We start from the raw sequence: 15,285 nt of genomic DNA, 5'->3' as shown, positions 1-15,285 counted from the left end.
CGGTAGTCGGCCCCCTCGCTCGCACCTCAGTGAGCAAAGGTCGGCCTCCCCGCTCCCTGAGTAGCGAGGTCGCGTAGCCCAAACCCGCTCCCTGAGTAGCGAGCTTGCGAGCGTATCGAAGGGACATCGTGCAACCAGTCGAGATCAACGCCGGGAAGTGGTATCTCCGTTCGCTTCGTGCGGACGACCGGATCACCGACGTCCCGGCGTTGTCTCTTCTCGGGGCCGACTCCCCCGGCGACTACGTCGCGTCGGCCAACGCCGACTGGGACAACGAGACCCGATTCGTGTGGGCCATCTGCATCCCCACCACCGGTGAACTCATCGCACTGATCGGGGTGACCCCGGACGGCTCCTCCGGAGAGCTGTGGGGCCAGGCGCGTGAGGGATACGACGAAGCTCTCGACGCCGCCATCGGCCCGGTGTCACGCTTCGCCGAAGGGGCGTTGGGTCTGGCTGTGGCAGAGGGCTTCTCTCGCGCCATCCGCTGAGACCCTCCCCGGGCCACGAGCCCGATTGAGGTCGCGTGCGACTCCGTTACGGCCGCGCGAACTCAGCCGAGGTCGCCGATCCCGATCGACGTCGCGCGCGACCTCATTCCGCCGCAGACTACCTCCCCGGATTCCGCATCGCCATCCGCGCGACTGCTAGCCTGCCCCCATGTCGGAGCCGCCACCGTTCAGCCCCACGATCACGCTGCTCACGTTGAGCCGGGCTCGGGAGTCCGAACTCGCGGCCGCACTCAAACCGCTCGGGCTCAACACGCGAAAGTACGGTCTGCTCGGCCACATTCGCGGCACGCCGGGCATCTCGTTCAGCGAGCTCGCGCGACGGTCGCGCATCACGGTCCAGAGCGTGCACTCCGCGATCTCCGGCTTCGTCGAGACCGGGCTCGTCGACGACGGCACCGCCCACGCGGGCAGCGCCTCGCGTCTGCGGATCACCCCTGCCGGTGAAGAGATCCTGGCGCGCGCAGCAGCCGAGGTCGACCGGCTCGACACTGAGTTCTCCGCGCGCGACCCCGAACTGGCACAAGCCCTCCGCATTTACATGATGCGGTCCTTCCCGGGGAGCTGACACCCGCGGCAACCTTCAGCTAGACTGAAGGTTGTGGGAGTCCGCCACTACTTGCGCCGGCCGCCGACCGTGTCCGCGACCGAGGCCCTGCAGCTGGTGCACGACGGCGCGCTGGTCGTCGACGTTCGCCGCGACTTCGAATGGAACCGGGTTCACATCCCCGACGCGGTCCACATGCCGCTGGAAGTGCTCCCCGACCGGTGCATCGAGCTACCGGAGGACACCCTCCTGATAGCGTTCTGCACCGGCGGAATCAGATCCGCCGGTGCAGCAAATCTCCTCATGGAGAACGGTTTCGACGCCGTCAACATGAGCGGCGGTCTGATCGGCTGGCGAGCCGCGGGTGGCGAACTCAGCGAGTGAGCCCGCCACCCGACCCCTCGGACTAAGCCGTCGCGTTCGCGAACGCGTCGAGGTTGCCGGTCGCCTCGATGTACTCGGTCACCCAGCGTTCGATGACCGCCGAGGTCTTCTCGACCTTCTTGAACTGTCCGACGACCTGGCCGACGGGGTTGAAGGCGACGTCGATGCTCTCGTCGGGATGCTTGTGCGTCGCGGCGACCGCCATGCCGGACACCATGTACTGCAACGGCATTCCCAGCGGATCGGGGTTCTCGGGGTTCTCCCAGGCCTCGGTCCAGTCGTTGCGCAGCATGCGGCACGGCTTGCCGGTGAACGAGCGGCTGCGAACGGTGTCGCGGCTCGACGCGTCGATGTAGGTCTGCTGCTGGACGGGGGTGTTCTCCGCCTCTTCGACCATCAGCCACTGCGAACCGCTCCACGCACCCTGCGCACCGAGCGCGAGTGCGGCCGCGATCTGCTCGCCGCTGCCGATACCACCTGCGGCCAGAACCGGCACGGGCGCAACCTCTTTGACGACCTGCGGCCAGAGCACGATCGAACCGACCTCACCGCAATGGCCGCCACCCTCGCCGCCCTGGGCGATGATGATGTCGACACCGGCGTCGGCATGCTTGCGGGCCTGCTTCGGCGAGCCACACAGCGCCGCGACCTTGCGGCCGGCGGCCTGGATCTTCTCGATCATGTCCGTCGGCGGCGTGCCGAGCGCGTTGGCGATCAGCGTGACCTTCGGGTGCTGCAGGGCGATCTCGACCTGCGGCGTCGCGGTCGCCTCGGTCCAGCCGAGCAGCTGCAGCGAGTTGTCGTCGCCGTCGGCGAGCGGCACCCCGTGGTCGAGCAGCAGCTTGCGGCCGAACTCGAGGGTCTCGTTGGGGACCATCGACTGGAGCATCTTGGTGAGCTCCTCGGCCGACATGTTCGCGTCCATGCCCTCGTACTTGTTGGGGATCACGATGTCGACGCCGTACGGGTGATCGCCGATGTGCTCGTCGATCCAGTTCAGCTCGATCTCGAGCTGCTCCGGCGTGAAGCCCACCGCGCCGAGCACTCCGTAGCCGCCCGCCTTGCTGACCGCGACCACGACGTCACGACAGTGGGTGAACGCGAAGATCGGGAACTCGATACCGAGCTCATCGCAGATCGGGGTGTGCATACAGACTCCTCGCCAGTGTCAGAATTAGAACGTGTTCTAATCTGGATACCAGGCCGCGCGTCGTCGGACAAGCGTTCCGCGGAACACCCGTCCCGGGACCCAGGGCCGCTGACCGGCGAACCTCGACTCGACTCCCAGACGTCGATCGACGTCTGCCGGTCGAGATGAGGTCGACCAGACGACACGACTTCGACGAGAACTGTCGTACCCCTGCCCTATTCTGCAGATGTCAGGTGATCCTCCCGGTTCCGGTGAGGCGCCTTCCGCCCCGACTCGGGGCACACTCACCGAGCACGACCCCTCCGCGGACAACCGCGGTGGCCGACGCTGCTCGAGAAAGGAGTTGTCATGCCCGACAACGAATTCGACACAGCAGTCGAGAACTCCTGGCAGGACTTCCAGACCCGCCTCGCCACCCACCTCTCGATGATGGAACGCGACGACACCGCGTTCATCACGCCGATGCGCGCGCTCTACGACGACGGCTGGTTCGCCCTTCGAATCAGCAATGCGCGCGGCCTGCGGTGCACCGTCGCGTCATCGTGTGCAGGCGACGCGGAGTTCCTCACCCACCTCGGCTGGCGGCGGCTCCGCGACGGCCGTTTCATCTGCCATGAGACGCCCGGCCGCGGCGGAGCAGCCATCGCCGATCTGGTCGTGCGCACGGTTCACGAGCTGTGGTCGGTGCCCGACCCGTCGTTCCTCGCCGAACTCGGGTGCCCTCGCCCGGACTGGGCTCCGGTCCTCTCGACAGGCGAACTCGGTCCGACGGGGCTTCTGAACCTGGTCCGGGAGGAGTTGGAGACCTACGCGGGCGGAAGCCTGCCGATCCGGTCCGACGGCACGATCCTCCTACCGACCACCCAGGTCGAGTCGTCGATCGGCATGAGTCACGACGAGCCGCGAAACGACATCGTGGGGCAGGTAGCCGACGACGCGCATCGCCGGTTCGCCGGCGCGGCGCTCACCGACCTCGCCGAGAAGCGCCCGGACATCGAGCTGATCCGCCACGGCAACGATCTCTACGCCGTCCGTTCGATCGATGCCCGCACCTTCTTCCGGGGCGACCTGTTCCAGGCCGTCTACGAGTGGTTCGATTTCATCGACCACGATCTGCCCGCCGCACTCCCGCCGGTTCGTAAACCCGGCCCGGTGGTGCCGCGGTCTCGCGGACCGAAACTCGTCAACCGCGTGCCGTCCCTGCGGCCCCGACTCACCGAATACTGACCCGAAAGGAAGCAGACGTGACCGAAACCGCTGTAGCCCAACCGAAGAAGAAGATCCTCTACGTCGACATGGACAACACCCTCGTCGACTTCCAGTCCGGGATCGACAAGCTGAGCGACGCCGAGCGCAAGCGGTTCGAGGGCGATCTCGACGACGTCCCCGGCATCTTCTCGCTCATGGACCCGATGGATGGCGCCATCGAGGCCTACGAAGAACTGGCAAAGCTTTTCGACACCTACATCCTCTCGACCGCGCCCTGGGACAACCCCATGGCGTGGACCGAGAAACTGCTCTGGGTGAAGATGCACTTCGGTCGTGACAAGAAGTCGCCCGCCTTCAAGCGGGTCATCCTGTCTCATCACAAGAACCTCAACAAGGGCGATTACATCATCGACGACCGGACCAAGCGCGGGGTGGACGCCTTCGAGGGCGAACACATCCACTTCGGCCAGGCCGGCTTCGAGAACTGGGAGAAGGTCGTCGCATACATGCGCACGAAGGCCTGATCACGCCCGAGGGCCCGGTGACCGAGCCCGCCGAAACCTACTTCTGATCCCGGCGCGCGTACGGCGTCCTCGCGGTCTCGGTGTCTCCGTAGATGATCGCCCGTTCGCGGCGGGATTCGGTGATCAGCGTTGCACCCCAGGTCATCACGGTTCCGAGGCGGTTGCGGACGCCGGCGAGGAAGGCGATGTGGATGACGCCCCACGCGACCCAGCCCGGGAATCCCGACATCTGGAACCGGCCCGACTGCACGATGGCGCGGCGTCGCGCGATGTAGGCGGCGGTTCCGAGGTCGCGGTACTTGAACGGCGCCCGTTCCTGTTTGCCCTCAACGGTTTCGGCGATGATCTTGCCCGCGTGGTGGCCGCCCTGCATGGCGACCTCGGCGACGCCGGCGAGGTCCTTGTACGCCATCATGTCGCCGGCGACGAACACCTCGGGATGGCCGGGGACCGAGAGGTCCGCCTCCACCGGGATCCGGCCCGCCCGATCCTGTTCGACGCCGAGCGCGGTCGCCAGGGTGTTGGCGAACGGGACGGCTTCGACGCCGGTGGTCCACAGCGTCGTTCGCGCCGGATACCGGTCCTTGTGCTTGTCGGCCTTGCGGGTGGTCTCCACGTAGTCGTCACCGACGTCGGTCACGTGCACGCCGAGGTGCGTCTCCACGCCGAGGTCGTCGAGAGTGCGTTGCGCACTGGCCGAGAGCCGGGCGTCGAACGACGGCAACACCCGTTCTCCACCGTGCAACAGCAGGACCCGCGCCTGGGCGGGATCGATGGCGTCGTACTCACGCTCCAGCGCCCTGGTTGCGAGCTCCCGGATCTGACCGGCGAGCTCCACTCCCGTCGGCCCGCCCCCGGCGACCGCGAATGTCAGCCAGGACCGCTGTTCCTCGGGGTCGGTGATCGTCTCGGCCATCTCGAACGCGGCCATGATCTTGCGGCGGATCGTCAGCGCGTCGTCGAGGGTCTTCATCCCCGGTGCGTACTTCGCGAACTGGTCGTTGCCCCGGTACGCGGTCCGCATCCCGGTCCCGACCACGAGGTAGTCGTAGGGCAGGCGGAACGACGACCGGTCGAGACGGTCGACGACGACCTCCCGCGCCTGCACGTCGATGTCGGCGGCCTCCCCCAGGACGACGTCGAGATTGCGCTGGCGCCGGGTCAGGTGCCGGATCGGACTCGAGATCGCACCTTCCGACAGCAAACCGGTGGCGCATTGGTAGAGCAGCGGCTGGAAGACGTGGCTGGTGCTGCGATCGACCAAGGTCACGTCGACCGGGGCATTCCGTAGCCGGCGGACGCAGTGCATCCCCGCGAATCCTGCACCGATGACGACGACTCTGGGTCTCGAGGGGGCCATTCCGCCGATTGTTCCAGACTGATACGGACCCGTGGGATTGGTTTGGGCTTCGCGTCGCCGGGTATCCGCGCCGTGTGGAAACCAGGGTTTCTCTCTCGGTCAACGGTGTGGCCCACGACGTCGTCGTCGACACCCGCACCACCCTGCTGGACGGTCTGCGCGACCGCCTCGGCATTTTCTCGCCCAAGAAGGGTTGCGATCACGGCCAGTGCGGCTCGTGCACCGTCCTCGTCGACGGTCGGCGCATCGTCAGTTGCCTGTCGTTCGCGGTCAGCTACGAGGGCTCCGAGATCGTCACCGCGGAAGGACTCGCCGAACCCGGCGATCTCCATCCCCTGCAGCAGGCGTTCATCGACCAGGACGCCTTCCAATGCGGGTACTGCACGCCCGGCCAGGTGTGCTCGGCGATCGGCATGCTCGACGAGGCGAAGAACGGGCACCCCAGCCACGCCACCGACGACCTCGACCCCGACGCGGCGGACGAAGCCCTCAGCGACGACGAGATCCGGGAACGGATGAGCGGCAACCTGTGTCGCTGCGCGGCCTACCCCAACATCGTCGCGGCGATCCGGCAGGCGGCGGAAGGATGATCCCCTTCACCTACGAACGTGCCGACGACGTGGCCGGGGCCGTCGACTATCTCCGCGACCATCCCGGAGCCAAACTACTCGCCGGCGGCACCAACCTCGTCGACCACATGAAACTCGGTGTCGCCAACCCGCCTGCACTCGTGGACATCTCACGACTCCCTCTGGACCAGATCAGCGAGAACGCCGACGGTTCCCTGCGTCTCGGCGCGACCGCCCGCAACGCCGACACAGCTGCCCATCCCCTGGTCCGACGCCGCTACCCGATCCTCGCCCGCGCGCTGCTGGCGGGCGCATCACCGCAGTTGCGCAACCTGGCGACCAACGCCGGAAACCTGCTGCAGCGGACGCGATGCGTCTACTTCCAGGACGTCACGACGCCGTGCAACAAGCGCTCACCCGGCAGCGGCTGCTCGGCGATCGGCGGTTACACCCGCCATCACGCCATCCTCGGCACTCCCGACGCCGACGACCCGAACACCTGCGTGGCCACCCACCCCTCGGACATGGCTGTCGCGCTGACCGCCCTGGACGCGCGGATCGTGGTGCAGGGCCCGGACGGGGAACGCGAGCTCGATGTCCGCGCGCTGTACCGCGACCCCGGCGAACATCCCGACCAGGACACGGTCCTCGACCCACACGACGTGATCGTCGCCGTCGACATTCCTGCGCCGCCACCCGGATCCGTCTCGACGTACCGCAAGGTCCGCGACCGGGCGTCGTACGCCTTCGCGCTGGTCTCGGTCGGCGCGGAGATCACCATGGGCGGGAACACGACCGACGGGGGCACGATCGGCGAGGCCCGGATCGCCCTGGGCGGCGTCGCGCACAAACCGTGGCGCGCCGAACGCGCCGAAGCCGTCCTCCGCGGGCGGCAACCGTCGCGCGAATTGTTCACCGAGGCAGCCGATGCCGAACTCGCCGACGCCCGCCCACTGGAGGGGAACGCGTTCAAGATCCCCCTCGTCCGTCGCACCCTCACCGCCGTCCTCGAGGAGCTGACCCGATGAGCGTCGTCGGATCGTCGCCCGCCCCCATCGGTCATGCGCGGATCGACGGCGTCGAAAAGGTCCGCGGCACAGCGCCGTACGCGTATGAACACCTCACCGACGCGACCTATCTGTGGCCGATCACCGCGACCGTCGCCCGCGGCCGGGTGACCTCGATGGACACCGCCGCAGCCGAATCGACCGACGGGGTCGTCGCGGTCCTCACCATCGACAACGCGCCCCGGCTGGCCGACACCTCCGACGGCGATCTCACGATCCTGCAGACGCCGGAGGTCGCCTACCGCGGCCAGCTGATCGGCGCGGTGATCGCCGAATCCCCCGAGATCGCCCGGGAATCAGCCGCTTCGGTGACCGTGACCTATGACGAGGCCCCCCACGACACCGAGTTCCGTGCCGACCATCCCAATCGGTACCGGCCGGAGAAGGTCAACGGCGGATTCGACCCCACCTCCGAGAGCGGCGAACCCGACCGGATCTTCGACGACCCCCCGTCCGGCACGGTGGTGGTCGACGAGTGGTACTCGACGCCCGAAGAGCACAACAACCCGATGGAACCACACACCGTGGTCGCAACGTGGGCGCCCGACGAGGAGCTCCTGACCCTGTACGACTCGACGCAGTCGACGCAGGGCGTGGTCTCCGCGTTGGCGCCCGTCCTTGGACTCGAACCCGCACAGATGCGGGTGATCGCACCGCATGTCGGGGGCGGGTTCGGGTCCAAGGGTTCCCCTCATTCGCATGACGTGCTGGCCGCCATGGCCGCGATGCGTGTGCCCGGCCGGGCGGTGAAGTTCGCGGTGACGCGACAGCACATGTTCGCCTACGTCGGCCATCGTGCGCCGACGCGCGCCCGGCTGCGCATCGCCGCCGACGGCGACGGCAACATCACCGCGCTGATCCACGAGGCACACACGCACTCCGCTCACGCGAAGGAGTTCGCCGAGCAGGCCGCCGTGTCATCGCGGATGATGTACACCGCCCCCAACCGGCGCACCGACCACCACGTCGTCCCCCTGGACGTCCCGCCGCCGTTCTGGTTCCGCGCCCCCGGCGAAGCCCCCGGGATGTTCGCCGGTGAGGTCGCGATGGACGAACTCGCCCACGCCGTCGGACTCGACCCGATCGAGCTACGCCTCCGCAACGAACCCGCCGAGGACCCAGAAAGTGGAAAGCCGTGGTCGTCCCGGCAACTCGTGCGATGCCTTCGCGAGGGCGCCGAACGGTTCGGCTGGGACCGGCGCCGCGCCGAGCCCGGCACCACCCGCGACGGTCGGCAACTGGTCGGATACGGCGTCGCGTCGTCGACGTATCCGCACATGGTGAACCCGGGGAACGAGGCCTCCGTCTCCTATCGGGGCGGTCGGTACGCCGTGCGGATCGCGGCCACCGACATCGGCACGGGAGCGTGGACGGCACTGACACTCATCGCCGCCGATGCGCTCGGGATCGAGCCGGAACAAGTCGACCTGCAGATCGGTGACAGCTCCCTGCCGAGCGGTTCCGTCGCGGGCGGGTCGTCGGGCACATCGTCGTGGGGATCGGCGATCGTCACCGCGGCACAACGATTTCGCACCCGGTTCGGCGACGCTCCGGGCGACGGCGCCGAGGTCAGCGCCGAGACCGACGAGAACCCCGATCTGAAGAAATTCCGGATCGCCTCGTTCGGTGCCCACTTCGTCGAGGTCCGCGTCGACGTCGACACCGGCGAGATCCGCATCCCCCGCATGCTCGGAGTGTTCTCGATCGGGCGCGCCATCAATCCGCGCACGGTGCGGTCCCAGCTCATCGGCGGGATGACGTTCGGCATCTCGATGGCACTGCTCGAGGAGAGCGTCCGCGATCCGCGCTTCGGGCACGTCGTCACCCAGGATCTCGCCGAATACCACGTGCCCGTGCACGCCGACATCGCCGACATCGACGCCGTCTGGCTCGACGATCCCGACGAACACGCGACACCGATGGGGTCGCGCGGCGCCGGCGAGATCGGCATCGTCGGCAGTGCCGCGGCCGTCGTCAACGCGGTGTACAACGCAACCGGCGTGCGCGTCCGGGACCTGCCCGTGCACCTCGACGACCTGCTCGAGGGTCTACCCGACTTCTGAGTCAGCCGACGCCCGGGTACGTCGACCAGCCCGGTACCGCTGGCGACACCGGCCACGGCTCGTCTGCCTGGGCGGGAAGCCAATGCGGCATCCCCACCTGTCGCGTTGCCGCGCAAGCCTTCTGGTCGGCGGTCGGGGTGGGGTACAGGGCAGAGAAGTCGTATCGCGAGGTGTACCAGCCGCCGAAGACGTCGGTCTCCGGCGTCCGCTGGCCGCCCCGCGGAGCCGCCGGCGGCCGGTCCCCGGTGCGTCGGATGTCGATCTCCACGGGACGCGACGTATCATACCCGACCGCCCACGTCCCATCGCTTTCCACCGACCGATATCCCTGGCGGCACAGCACGATTCGCGTCCAGTCAGCGTCGTCGACGCGTCGCAGTCCGGTGTAGAAGGCGGTGCCGACCTGGCGTCGGGCCGCGGAGACCTCGGACGGGTAAGCGGTGACCATCTGATCGATGTTCGACGGCGAGGCCTCGATGAACCCCGGGTAGCCCCATTCGACCGACGCCCCGGCGTTGGCGAGCTCGAACGACTCGACGAAGGCGCGGACGAAGGTGCCCTCCGCGGACTGGGGGTCGAGCACCGGTGTGGCCGACCAGCGGAAAGTGGTGTCGAAACCGGGCGGGAGGTGGGAATCCTGAGCGGCGGGGCGATCGGACGTCGCCTGCTCCGGCGATCCCGCGCACGCGGCCAGTGCGAGACCCGCGGCCAGCGCGGCGACCATCGCGACGATTCGACGGCGGTGTCCTCGCGCCACGTGATCACCTTCTTCGACGGTGATGGTCTTCGACGGGCCCGGTGTGCGCCGGCTCTGGCTGTACCGACGCGGGCTCTGTCTGCACCCTATGCACGGACGATCGACAGAAGCGGGATCCGCGTGCACCGGAAAGGCGACGAGAAGGTCTCGAAATGGGCACGCCGGCGGGAGCGGCTCATTCCCTGGTGTCGATGTCCTGCCCCGTGGCCAGGTCGCCGCATTCGACGCAGGTCACCTGGTGATCTCGCAGGTACCGCTGCGCACCCACATCTCCGTGGATGACCTCGAGTGCGGGACCGAGATGGTCTGCGCCGATGTACACCGGATGTCCCCGCCGGCCGTCGAAGACGGCACGTACCAGATTGCCGCGCCGCCCTCCGGATGCCTCGACGATGCGACGTACGACGCCGGGTCCGACGTCGGGGGTGTCGACCACGGTGAGCACCACTCCGACCACCCCGGGCCGGCGCTTCGCCCAGTCGAGCGCCGCCGACACGGACGCGCCGATACCGTCGGCCCAGTCGTCCACGACGAGCGCGGTGATACCGGCGGGCGGCTCGACGATCGCAGCCCCCATCGCGACCGCGATGTCCGCGCACCCACCGGCCCGTAGCGCGTCGGTCGCGGTCTCCAGCCAGCGGCCGTCGTGGGCGAGGATCTTGGGCATCCCGTACCGACTGCCGGCGCCCGCGGCGAGCACCACACCGAGAATCTCACCGATCTCGCTGTCCTCACCTGACGCCGTCACCGTTCCATCTTCCCAATCCCAGGAGCCGTTGGTGAATCGGTGGTCCTCGAGCGGACCTCCTAGGCTGTACGCGTGCGCCCAGACGAAGACCTCGACCCCGGCGGACGAGGACAGCTCGACCGCTTCAACGATCTCACCACCGACGCGTGCGTCAAGCGTTTGCTCGCCTGCTGCAGCTCGCTCACCTGGGCCCAACGCGTCGCGGAAGAGCGCCCCTTCGCCGATCCACAAGCACTGTTGGATCGGGCCGACGACCTACTGGTCGAGCTGGCCGAGACCGACATCGACCAGGCTCTCGCCGGGCATCCCCGGATCGGCGACCGGCCCGACAACGCCTCGTCGGCCCGTGAACAGTCCGGGGTGTCCGGCGCGGACACAGCGGTCATCGACGAACTGAAGAAGTACAACGCGGCCTACGAGGACAAGTTCGGCCACGTCTACCTGGTGTTCGCCAACGGCCGCCCCGCGGACGAGCTGCTGGGAATCCTGAAGGAACGCATGGGCAACGATCCCGCAACCGAACGCCGCGTGCTGCGCGGCGAGCTGGCGAAGATCAACCGCAGCCGCCTGATCCGTATGCTGAACACACCAGACGTCGACGAGGGAGCCTCCGCATGACCGGCCTGTCCACCCATGTCCTCGATGCCACGTCGGGCTCCCCTGCCGTCGGCGTCGAGGTGTCCCTGCAGGACGCATCGGGCACCGAATTGGCTTCAGGCACCACCGATTCGGACGGACGCATCGGCAAGGTCAACACCGAAGCCCTCGTCCCCGGCATCTATCACCTGGTCTTCGACACCGGGAACTGGTTCGCCGACAACGACATCAAGGCGTTCTACCCGGAGATCGACATCTGCTTCGAGGTCGACGACGCCGACCGCCACTATCACGTCCCGGTGCTGCTGAGCCCGTTCGCGTATTCGACCTACCGCGGTAGCTGACCCGGATGCCGGCCCACGACGACGTGGCCGCGCTGCTCGGGGCGGGCGCGGCGCGGATCGTCGTCGGCATCACCGGCCCGCCGGGCGCGGGCAAGACGACACTCGCACGGTCCGTCGTCGACGACTTCACCTCGACACTGGGCCCCGACGCGGTGGGCTATGTCCCGATGGACGGCTATCACCTGTCGAACGCCATACTCGATCGGCTCGGCCGTCGCGACCGCAAGGGTGCGCCGGACACCTTCGACGTCGCGGGATTCGTTGCCACACTTCGACGCATCGCCGACGGCTGCGACACGGTGTACGCGCCCGACTTCGACCACGCCACCGGAGAGCCGATCGCGGCGTCGCTCACCGTGCCCGCCACTGCCCGACTGGTGGTCGTCGAGGGCAACTACCTCGGCCTCGACCAACCCGGGTGGCGCGACGTGTGCCCACTCCTGGACCGCTTGATCTACGTCGACGCCGACGACGCCACCCGACGCGAACGCCTGCTCCGCCGGCACATCGAAGCCGGGAAGAGCGAAGCCGAGGCCCGCGCATGGATCGCCACCGTCGACGCCCCCAACGCGGAACTGATCGCCACGACGCGGTCACGGGCTGACACGATCATCGCCTGAGCGCTCACGACTTCCGTTCCCGCTCACCCAGTTTCGGTGAGCGGGAACGGAATCCGTGAGCGAAACCCCCCGAAGGGGCCGAAGGTCAGCCGATCTCGATGAGCAGATCCCCCGGCGACACCTGGGTGACCGGGCCGATCGCGACGCGCGTGACCTTGCCGCCGACGGGTGCGGTGATGGCCGCCTCCATCTTCATCGCCTCGATGGTGCCGATCGTCGCGCCGACGGCGACCTCGTCGCCCACGTCGACCGACAGCGACACGACGCCGGCGAACGGCGCCCCGACGTGCTTCGGATTGGCACGATCGGCCTTCTCGGCGCTGGCGACCGCGGAGTCGATGCTGTGGTCGCGGACCGCGATCGGACGCAGCTGACCGTTGAGCACGCACATCACGGTGCGCATGCCCTTCTCGTCCGGTTCGCTGATGGCCTCGAGACCGATCATCAGTTCCACGCCGGGCTCGAGGTTGACGCGGTGTTCCTCGCCGTACCGGAGACCGTAGAAGAACTGGTTCGCCGACAGCCGCGAGGTGTCGCCGTAGGTCTCGTAGTGCTCCTCGAACTCCTTCGCGGGGCCGGGGAACAGCAGGTGGTTGAGACGCACCTGACGGTCGCGACCGGGCTTGTCCAGGATCGCCTCGTCGTCGGCGGTCAGCTGCTTGATCTCCGGCGCCGGCGCGCGGCCCTCGAGCGCAAGGCTGCGCAGCGGCTCCGGCCAGCCACCGGGCGGGTCGCCGAGTTCGCCGCGCAGGAATCCGATCACCGAGTCCGGGATGTCGTAGGAGCTCGGGTCGGCGGCGAAGTCCGACGCGGTGATCCCGCGACCGACCAGTGCCAGCGCCAGGTCACCGACGACCTTCGACGACGGCGTCACCTTGACCAGGCGACCCAGCATCGAGTCGGCTGCGGCGTAGGCCTGCTCGACGGCCTCGAAGCGGTTGCCCAGACCGAGCGAGATGGCCTGCTGACGCAGGTTCGACAGCTGACCGCCGGGGATCTCGTGCGAGTACACGCGACCGGTCGGGGCCGGGAGCCCGGACTCGAACGGCGCGTACACCTTTCGCAGCGCCTCCCAGTACGGCTCGAGGTCGCAGACGCGAGCCAGGTCGATGCCGCTGTCGCGGTCGGTGTTCGCGGTCGCCGCGACGATCGCCGACAGCGGAGGCTGACTGGTCGTGCCGGCCAGCGCAGCACTCGCACCGTCCACCGCGTCCGCACCGGCCTGCCAGGCCGCCATGTAGGTGGCCAGCTGACCACCCGGGGTGTCGTGGGTGTGCACGTGGATCGGCAGGTCGAAGTTCTTGCGCAGAGCCGTGACCAGCTTGGTCGCCGCCGGGGCGCGCAACAGACCGGCCATGTCCTTGATGGCGAGCACATGTGCACCGGCTTCGACGATCTGCTCGGCCAGACGCAGGTAGTAGTCGAGGGTGTACAGGTCCTCCGACGGCGACGACAGGTCACCGGTGTAGCTCATCGCCACCTCGGCCACCGCGGTCCCCGTCTCACGGACCGCGTCGATCGCCGGGCGCATCGCGTCGATGTTGTTGAGCGCGTCGAAGATCCGGAAGATGTCGATGCCGACGTCGGTGGCCTCTTCGACGAAGGCCGTGGTGACCTTGGTCGGGTACGGCGTGTACCCGACGGTGTTGGCGCCGCGCAACAGCATCTGCAGGCAGATGTTCGGCATCGCCTCGCGCAACTGGGCCAGCCGATCCCACGGGTCTTCCTTCAGGAAGCGCAGCGCCACATCGTAGGTCGCGCCGCCCCAGCACTCCACCGACAGCAGTTCCGGCGTCAACGCCGCGACGTAGGGCGCGACGTTGACCAGGCCGGTGGTGCGCACGCGGGTCGCGAGCAGCGACTGGTGTGCGTCACGGAAGGTGGTGTCGGTGATGCCCAGACGCGGGTTCTCTCGCAGATCGCGGGCGAATCCTTCCGGTCCGAGCTGCAGAAGACGCTGCCGCGAACCGTCTTTCGGCGAGGCGAGCACGGCGCGCTCGACGGTGGGCAGTTTGTCCCGCGGGTACACCGTGGTCGGCCGCTCACCGTGTGGCTTGTTGACCGTCACGTCGGCCAGGTACGACAGGATCTTGGTACCGCGGTCGGCCGACACGCGCTGGGTCAGCAGACCCGGGCGCTCGTCGATGAACGAGGTGGTGACCCGACCGGCACGGAAGTCCGGATCGTCGAGCACGGCCTGCAGGAACGGGATGTTGGTCGCCACACCGCGGATGCGGAACTCGGCGACCGCGCGCCGGGCACGACGCACCGCGGTCGGGAAATCCCGTCCACGACACGTCAGTTTGACCAGCATCGAGTCGAAGTGACCGCTCACCTCGGCACCGAGGTTGGCGCCGCCGTCGAGGCGGACACCCGCGCCGCCCGGGCTGCGGTAGGCGGTGATCCGACCCACGTCGGGGCGGAAGCCGTTCGACGGGTCCTCGGTGGTGATGCGGCACTGCAGCGCGGCACCGCGGATACGGATGGACTCCTGCGACAGACCGAGATCGTCGAGGGACTCCCCCGCCGCGATGCGCAGCTGCGAGCTCACCAGGTCGACGTCGGTGATCTCCTCGGTGACGGTGTGCTCGACCTGGATGCGCGGGTTCATCTCGATGAACACGTGGCGTCCCTGTTCGTCGAGGAGGAACTCGACGGTGCCCGCGCAGGTGTAACCGATGTGGCGGGCGAAGGCCACCGCGTCGGCACAGATCTTCTCCCGCAGCTCGTCCGAGAGGTTGGGGGCCGGCGCGAGCTCGATGACCTTCTGGTGACGACGCTGCAGGCTGCAGTCGCGCTCGTACAGGTGGATGACGTTGCCGTGGGTGTCGGCGAGG

General features: G+C 68.2%; 16 protein-coding genes. 11 read left to right on the top strand and 5 right to left on the bottom strand.

Annotation, left to right across the window (positions count from 1 at the left end; all coding sequences use genetic code 11):
* The first annotated feature begins 128 nt into the window (after positions 1-128).
* The 3 genes from OK17_RS09275 to OK17_RS09265 all read left to right on the top strand — a co-directional run bounded on the left by OK17_RS09275 (position 129) and on the right by OK17_RS09265 (position 1,440).
* Positions 129-491 carry a hypothetical protein gene (locus OK17_RS09275; RefSeq protein WP_461417277.1) on the top strand — a complete coding sequence of 121 codons (363 nt, stop codon included), beginning with the start codon at positions 129-131 and terminating at the stop codon, positions 489-491.
* A 169-nt stretch (positions 492-660) separates the two neighbouring features.
* The gene (locus OK17_RS09270) at positions 661-1,077 is read left to right on the top strand and encodes a MarR family winged helix-turn-helix transcriptional regulator (RefSeq protein WP_461417276.1); all 417 of its coding nucleotides are present in this window, start codon (positions 661-663) and stop codon (positions 1,075-1,077) included.
* Positions 1,078-1,110: 33 nt separating this feature from the next.
* Positions 1,111-1,440 carry a rhodanese-like domain-containing protein gene (locus tag OK17_RS09265; RefSeq protein ID WP_461417275.1) on the top strand — a complete coding sequence of 110 codons (330 nt, stop codon included), beginning with the start codon at positions 1,111-1,113 and terminating at the stop codon, positions 1,438-1,440.
* Positions 1,441-1,462: 22 nt separating this feature from the next.
* Here OK17_RS09265 and OK17_RS09260 read toward each other — a convergent pair whose 3' ends face one another.
* Positions 1,463-2,590, bottom strand: coding sequence for a nitronate monooxygenase (locus OK17_RS09260; RefSeq protein WP_461417274.1), 1,128 nt, complete (start codon positions 2,588-2,590; stop codon positions 1,463-1,465).
* A 348-nt stretch (positions 2,591-2,938) separates the two neighbouring features.
* On the opposite strand from OK17_RS09260, the gene OK17_RS09255 reads away from it, so the two are divergent.
* Both OK17_RS09255 and OK17_RS09250 read left to right on the top strand, forming a co-directional pair.
* Positions 2,939-3,817 carry a TY-Chap domain-containing protein gene (locus OK17_RS09255; protein WP_461417273.1) on the top strand — a complete coding sequence of 293 codons (879 nt, stop codon included), beginning with the start codon at positions 2,939-2,941 and terminating at the stop codon, positions 3,815-3,817.
* A 68-nt stretch (positions 3,818-3,885) separates the two neighbouring features.
* Positions 3,886-4,323: a 5' nucleotidase, NT5C type gene (locus OK17_RS09250; protein ID WP_461417278.1), complete on the top strand. Its 438-nt coding sequence runs from the start codon at positions 3,886-3,888 to the stop codon at positions 4,321-4,323.
* Positions 4,324-4,360: 37 nt separating this feature from the next.
* Here OK17_RS09250 and OK17_RS09245 read toward each other — a convergent pair whose 3' ends face one another.
* Entirely contained in the window at positions 4,361-5,683 is a 1,323-nt protein-coding gene (locus OK17_RS09245; protein ID WP_461417272.1) for an NAD(P)/FAD-dependent oxidoreductase, read from the bottom strand.
* A gap of 74 nt (positions 5,684-5,757) precedes the next feature.
* Between OK17_RS09245 and OK17_RS09240 the strand changes: the two genes are divergently transcribed.
* Genes OK17_RS09240 through OK17_RS09230 form a run of 3 tightly spaced genes read left to right on the top strand, consistent with a single transcriptional unit; the run spans position 5,758 to position 9,382 of the window.
* On the top strand, positions 5,758-6,273 hold the full coding sequence (locus OK17_RS09240) for a (2Fe-2S)-binding protein (RefSeq protein WP_461417271.1): 516 nt from the start codon (positions 5,758-5,760) through the stop codon (positions 6,271-6,273).
* Positions 6,270-7,280 carry an FAD binding domain-containing protein gene (locus OK17_RS09235; RefSeq protein ID WP_461417270.1) on the top strand — a complete coding sequence of 337 codons (1,011 nt, stop codon included), beginning with the start codon at positions 6,270-6,272 and terminating at the stop codon, positions 7,278-7,280. Before OK17_RS09240 ends, OK17_RS09235 begins: the two co-directional genes overlap by 4 nt.
* On the top strand, positions 7,277-9,382 hold the full coding sequence (locus OK17_RS09230) for a xanthine dehydrogenase family protein molybdopterin-binding subunit (RefSeq protein ID WP_461417269.1): 2,106 nt from the start codon (positions 7,277-7,279) through the stop codon (positions 9,380-9,382). The genes OK17_RS09235 and OK17_RS09230 overlap by 4 nt, the downstream gene beginning before the upstream one ends.
* 1 nt (position 9,383) lies before the next feature.
* On the opposite strand, the gene OK17_RS09225 is transcribed toward OK17_RS09230, so the two are convergent.
* Both OK17_RS09225 and OK17_RS09220 read right to left on the bottom strand, forming a co-directional pair.
* On the bottom strand, positions 9,384-10,106 hold the full coding sequence (locus OK17_RS09225; protein WP_232715553.1) for a hypothetical protein: 723 nt from the start codon (positions 10,104-10,106) through the stop codon (positions 9,384-9,386).
* Positions 10,107-10,314: 208 nt separating this feature from the next.
* Complete coding sequence (locus tag OK17_RS09220; protein ID WP_232715550.1) at positions 10,315-10,887, bottom strand: nucleotidyltransferase family protein; 573 nt, start codon at positions 10,885-10,887, stop codon at positions 10,315-10,317.
* Positions 10,888-10,959: 72 nt separating this feature from the next.
* Between OK17_RS09220 and uraD the strand changes: the two genes are divergently transcribed.
* Genes uraD through OK17_RS09205 form a run of 3 tightly spaced genes read left to right on the top strand, consistent with a single transcriptional unit; the run spans position 10,960 to position 12,448 of the window.
* The gene (uraD, locus tag OK17_RS09215) at positions 10,960-11,505 is read left to right on the top strand and encodes a 2-oxo-4-hydroxy-4-carboxy-5-ureidoimidazoline decarboxylase (RefSeq protein ID WP_461417268.1); all 546 of its coding nucleotides are present in this window, start codon (positions 10,960-10,962) and stop codon (positions 11,503-11,505) included.
* Positions 11,502-11,828, top strand: a complete 327-nt coding sequence (gene uraH / locus OK17_RS09210; RefSeq protein ID WP_154882841.1) for a hydroxyisourate hydrolase — start codon at positions 11,502-11,504, stop codon at positions 11,826-11,828. Before uraD ends, uraH begins: the two co-directional genes overlap by 4 nt.
* Before the next feature lie 5 nt (positions 11,829-11,833).
* Positions 11,834-12,448, top strand: coding sequence for a nucleoside/nucleotide kinase family protein (locus tag OK17_RS09205; RefSeq protein WP_232715552.1), 615 nt, complete (start codon positions 11,834-11,836; stop codon positions 12,446-12,448).
* Between the two features lie 85 nt (positions 12,449-12,533).
* Here the strand turns inward: OK17_RS09205 and OK17_RS09200 are convergent.
* Positions 12,534-15,285: pyruvate carboxylase (locus tag OK17_RS09200; protein ID WP_461417267.1), on the bottom strand; the 2,752-nt coding region annotated here is incomplete at its 5' end.

The organism is Gordonia sp. GN26 (genome assembly GCF_054823965.1).
This window is presented reverse-complemented; position numbering and strand designations above follow the sequence as displayed.

Coding starts and splice junctions, on each gene's coding strand:
- OK17_RS09245 (WP_461417272.1), bottom strand. CDS start 5,683: ATGGCCCCCTCGAGACCCAGAGTCGTCGTCATCGGTGCAGGATTCGCG.
- OK17_RS09255 (WP_461417273.1), top strand. CDS start 2,939: ATGCCCGACAACGAATTCGACACAGCAGTCGAGAACTCCTGGCAGGAC.
- OK17_RS09250 (WP_461417278.1), top strand. CDS start 3,886: ATGGACAACACCCTCGTCGACTTCCAGTCCGGGATCGACAAGCTGAGC.
- OK17_RS09225 (WP_232715553.1), bottom strand. CDS start 10,106: ATGGTCGCCGCGCTGGCCGCGGGTCTCGCACTGGCCGCGTGCGCGGGA.
- OK17_RS09270 (WP_461417276.1), top strand. CDS start 661: ATGTCGGAGCCGCCACCGTTCAGCCCCACGATCACGCTGCTCACGTTG.
- OK17_RS09205 (WP_232715552.1), top strand. CDS start 11,834: ATGCCGGCCCACGACGACGTGGCCGCGCTGCTCGGGGCGGGCGCGGCG.
- OK17_RS09230 (WP_461417269.1), top strand. CDS start 7,277: ATGAGCGTCGTCGGATCGTCGCCCGCCCCCATCGGTCATGCGCGGATC.
- uraH (WP_154882841.1), top strand. CDS start 11,502: ATGACCGGCCTGTCCACCCATGTCCTCGATGCCACGTCGGGCTCCCCT.
- OK17_RS09260 (WP_461417274.1), bottom strand. CDS start 2,590: ATGCACACCCCGATCTGCGATGAGCTCGGTATCGAGTTCCCGATCTTC.
- OK17_RS09235 (WP_461417270.1), top strand. CDS start 6,270: ATGATCCCCTTCACCTACGAACGTGCCGACGACGTGGCCGGGGCCGTC.